The organism is Moorena sp. SIO2C4 (assembly GCF_010672485.1).
Taxonomy (GTDB): Bacteria; Cyanobacteriota; Cyanobacteriia; order Cyanobacteriales; family Coleofasciculaceae; genus Moorena; species Moorena producens.
Genome location: NZ_JAAHGN010000650.1, coordinates 1 through 4,298, shown reverse-complemented (window position 1 = coordinate 4,298; position 4,298 = coordinate 1). Strand labels below are relative to the sequence as shown.

5 protein-coding genes are annotated in these 4,298 nt (G+C 45.0%); all 5 read left to right on the top strand.

What is annotated here, in order from left to right; genetic code table 11:
• Nucleotides 1–298 (top strand): DUF3119 family protein (locus F6K20_RS26440; protein ID WP_287296617.1); only part of this gene is annotated, 298 nt, incomplete at its 5' end.
• A 69-nt stretch (nt 299–367) separates the two neighbouring features.
• A complete protein-coding gene (locus tag F6K20_RS26435) occupies nt 368–1,609 on the top strand; it encodes a DUF3086 domain-containing protein (RefSeq protein WP_008178445.1) in 1,242 nt (413 codons plus the stop codon).
• A 221-nt stretch (nt 1,610–1,830) separates the two neighbouring features.
• A complete protein-coding gene (gene plsY, locus F6K20_RS26430; RefSeq protein ID WP_044492085.1) occupies nt 1,831–2,502 on the top strand; it encodes a glycerol-3-phosphate 1-O-acyltransferase PlsY in 672 nt (223 codons plus the stop codon).
• Between the two features lie 317 nt (nt 2,503–2,819).
• Complete coding sequence (gene folB / locus F6K20_RS26425; RefSeq protein ID WP_008178448.1) at nt 2,820–3,185, top strand: dihydroneopterin aldolase; 366 nt, start codon at nt 2,820–2,822, stop codon at nt 3,183–3,185.
• Nucleotides 3,186–3,222: 37 nt separating this feature from the next.
• Nucleotides 3,223–4,188, top strand: a complete 966-nt coding sequence (locus F6K20_RS26420) for a CBASS cGAMP-activated phospholipase (protein WP_008178450.1) — start codon at nt 3,223–3,225, stop codon at nt 4,186–4,188.
• The last annotated feature ends 110 nt before the right edge of the window (nt 4,189–4,298 follow it).

The following is a 4,298-nucleotide window of genomic DNA, read 5'->3' as shown; positions in this document are numbered from 1 at the left end:
CGCGCCAAAGGCGATCGCCTTTGGCGCGGCTTCGCCGATCGCTTTGTTGGGATTGTTCTTGTTGTTTCAGGCCGTAACCATACGCCTGCAATTTACTGAAACCGCCTTGGATATTTATCGCTCCGAAACCCTGATCCGGCGTTTTCCTTATCAGGATTGGCAAAACTGGGAAATCTTCTGGACATCAGTACCGATTTTGTTTTATTTTTCAGAAGTCAAAAGCATTCACTTTCTACCAATTATATTTGACCCAAAGCTGCTACGAACTTGCCTAGAAGAACGCTGCCCTAAAGTATAACTGACTTACCTCAAAGTATAGAGTAGAGGTTAGGTAGTTAGTGAATAAGTTATTAATAAATCACTTTAAATGAATTCCGAAGACCCACAAAACCCAGAACAAGAGCAAGATAATAACCAAGCAGTTAAGGGATTAGATAATTCACAGGAGTCAAATTGGCCAGATCAGGATAGGGCTACTCCTAGGGATAACTCTGAAGCTCCCGACCTTCCTCCCATTTCTCTGACCCTATCAGACCATGACAAAGCTAAACCAACACAGTCGATTGATCCGAATCGGAATGATAAAGTTAGTGAAATTCAACTAGGGGAGTCTTCAGATCAAGCAAAAAAAATGGTTAGCTTAGCTCAAACTGTGGCTGAACTTGAGCAAAAAGAACAGGAGTTGAGACAGAGAATTGCCAATCTGCAAAACCATGAAAAGTCACTGGTTTCAAAGGAATTGGGAAGCACCGAAGCAGTTGTAGAGCGGATGGTACTTGAAGGTCTGACCGAACTGGAGCAACGCAAGCAAAAGTTGCAAATTTCTATTGAGCAACTAGAACGCCGCCGGGAACGCATTCGTGAAGAAATGCGCACTAGTTTTGCAGGTGTATCTCAAGAGCTAGCCATTCGAGTTCAAGGCTTTAAAGATTATTTGGTTGGCTCCTTACAAGACCTAGCTGCTGCTGCAGAACAACTCGAACTCTCCCAGCCACCAACCGAAGCACCACGGTCAGAATTAGAAGAAACCCCACCACCCCCGACCAGAGGCAACCCAAAATTTGCTGAACAAGCATTTAAAGACGAAGTCCGACAAATTCGTCAGCTGTTGGATCAATATCGCAAAATGCCAGATTATTATGGTCCTCCCTGGCAACTGCGTCGTACCTTCGAGCCAATTCACGCTGAAAAAGTGTCTCAGTGGTTTTTTTCCCAAGGTGGTCGTGGTGCGTTGCAAACTATGGGCAGCCGCTTACAAAATGTTTTAATTGCCTCAGCGGTTATATCCGTGTTGCGGACACTATATGACAATCGCCTAAGTACTCTTGTGCTGGCCAACACCCCAGAACGACTGGGAGAATGGCGTAGAGGATTACAGGACTGTCTCGGAATCTCCCGCAGTGATTTTGGTCCAGAACGGGGAGTTGTTCTATTTGAAGATCCAATAGCCCTGGTTCAAAAAGCGGAACGACTGATCAAGCGGGATAAGTTAGCGTTAATCATTGTTGACGAAACCGAAGATAAGATCAGTTTGTCATTATTGCAATTTCCCCTATGGTTGGCTTTTGCACCTGATCCTCGGCAGATGTATACCTATGACGATTATTGAATTACTTAGTTTACTGGCTTGAATTTTAGCAAAACAGGCGCGAAACTGCTGCCAATCGGGAGGTTCAGCGAACTGAAAAATCGATGTAGTTGCTCCGACGGGGGTTTCCCCCACTTGCGCTTTACATCAAAACAGTTAGCAATGTTACAGCCGAGCTACCCGTCGCGGTGGTGATCGAGGAATTCTTGCCGGATCTTGTCACAATCTTCAACATGACACCAATGGTACTTAACTTAACTTGGAGTGGGCTACTAGTCATCTCAGCCTATTTATTAGGTTCCCTGCCTACTGGTTACCTAGCAGGACGCTGGCTTAAAGATATTGATATTCGCGAGCATGGCTCTGGATCAACTGGTGCCACCAATATATTGAGAACTGTGGGCAAAGGACCAGCAGTGGTGGTATTACTGATTGATGCCTTGAAAGGAGTAGCGGCTATTAGTCTAGTCAATGGCTTTTATACCCTGACAGACGTTTCCCTACTGCCACTAACCTGGCAACCCTGGTTAGTGGCATTAGCTGCGTTTGCTGCTATCTTTGGTCATAGTAAATCCATTTGGCTAAACTTCACCGGAGGTAAATCCGTTGCCACCAGTATAGGTGTTATCTTCACCATGTCTTGGCCTGTAGGCTTAGGAACCGTAGGTGTATTTGCAGTAGTCTTGGCAATTTCTCGTATTGTCTCTCTCAGTTCCATTGCTGGTGCGATCGCTGTTTCCCTACTGATGTACCTTACCAAAGCTCCTCTTGCCTATGAGTTATTTGGTATTGCTGCTGGCATATATGTCATCATCCGTCACCGCAGTAACATTCAGCGTATAGTTAGAGGTACCGAACCCCAAATCGGGAAACCCCTTTCTCCAGCAGTATCCTTAGAGACTGGAACAGACTAGAACTGTTAAACACAAATCCCTGGTCATGGATTGCTTGAGTAGAAATCTAATAAAGGAGCGGACTTACGCAGCGGTGCGACCCCGGTCGGGTTTACCGACAAGCGTGAACGCGCACCAATAGAGCGAAGCGTGAAAGCCAAGCAAGAGATATCTTTGTATGCTAGGGGTTGAATTGAGACAACAATTCTGGTAAAAGACTCCAGCAATTCTAATTTTTAAACATTAGCTTTGAAAAGCGATTAACCCAAAGTAGTAGCGCTAAGGACAATCGTTTACCTTGGTGATAAAGCATAGATGAGGGAAAACTTGACATAATGATGGACTGTATTAAACTAAGCAATATTCGCTGCTACGGCTACACTGGCTACCTACCCGAAGAACAGACCCTAGGACAGTGGTTTGAAGTAGACCTGACCATGTGGCTAGATCTAAGCCCTGCGGGAGAAAGTGATGACCTTAGCGATACCATGGATTATCGGCAAACTATTGATACTGTCAAGCATTTGGTTAAAACCTCAAAATGTGCCCTGATCGAAAAATTGGCAGTACAAATTGCTAATGCGATCCTAGAATTCGATCAGGTGCAGCAAGTCCAGGTGCAGTTAAGCAAACCTGGTGCCCCAATTCCGGATTTTGGAGGTAAGATCACCCTGGAAGTGACTAGAACCCGTCACAATAGTTAGGAGGATTAATTCAACATCGTGGGTTTTTAGGGGGATCATGACTTTTCGCATACTCAGCTTAGATGGCGGTGGTATTCGGGGCGTTATTGCAGCAGTAATCTTGGCAGAATTGGAAAAAGATATTAACCAGCCCCTCAACAAGTATTTTGATTTAATTGCAGGTACCTCCACTGGTTCAATTTTGGCTGCCGGCATTGCCACTGGCATCCCTAGCCGGGAGATGATTAAACTTTATGAACAGAAAGGGGAAAGAATTTTCCGCTACACCAGCCGTTTTTCACTAAAGCGGCTCAAGGTTATCCTTAAGTATGGTCTTTCTGCTCCTAAACACTCCAATCAGGGGTTAATTGAGGTGATGAAAGAGCAGTTTGGGACGACCAAGCTGTCGGATATCTACGATTCACCTCGGCTGTTGATCACAGCCTATGACACTATGAGTCGGATGCCGATTATATTTAAAAGCTGGCGTGAAGACAAAGATTATTTCCATGTTCCCTTGTGGGAAGCCTGTGTCTGTTCCGCATCTGCCCCCACCTATTTTCCAGCCCATCAGCTCAAGACTCAAAGCAAGACTTACTCAGCGATTGATGGTGGAGTTGGGGCGAATAATCCCTCAAGCTGTGCATTAGCTGAAGCGATCCGGTTAAATCATTCCCTTAAGGAAATTTCTATCATCTCGATTGGCACAGGAGAATCCAACCGCCCCATTCCTTGGGAAAAAGCTAGAGGCTGGGGATTGGGACAATGGGGATGGCAAGGACGATTGATTGAAGTGCTATTTGATGCTCCTTGTGACATTCACCGGTATATTACCAAAGAGTTGATCGGTAGCTTAGAATCTGAGGATGCAACAGTTTCTCGTTACCTGCGTCTACAACCGCAAATCACTAATGACACAATGGATGATGCGACTCGGAGCAATATTGCCCAGTTAAAGCGTGTTGCCAAGAATTACGCCTGGCAAAACCAAGGTTTGTTCCAGAACTTCCTGGAAATAAATTGATGAACCTTTGAGCTCCTGTTCGTCGGTTTACTACTGATAATTCAAGGAACTTGCTTACTTGTTACTGGTTAATTAAACACTAACATTTATGGGATAAACCTGATTAGACA

Excerpts from the sequence above, each read along its gene's own strand:
- F6K20_RS26435 (WP_008178445.1), top strand. The coding sequence starts at position 368 with ATGAATTCCGAAGACCCACAAAACCCAGAACAAGAGCAAGATAATAAC.
- plsY (WP_044492085.1), top strand. The coding sequence starts at position 1,831 with ATGGTACTTAACTTAACTTGGAGTGGGCTACTAGTCATCTCAGCCTAT.
- folB (WP_008178448.1), top strand. The coding sequence starts at position 2,820 with ATGGACTGTATTAAACTAAGCAATATTCGCTGCTACGGCTACACTGGC.
- F6K20_RS26420 (WP_008178450.1), top strand. The coding sequence starts at position 3,223 with ATGACTTTTCGCATACTCAGCTTAGATGGCGGTGGTATTCGGGGCGTT.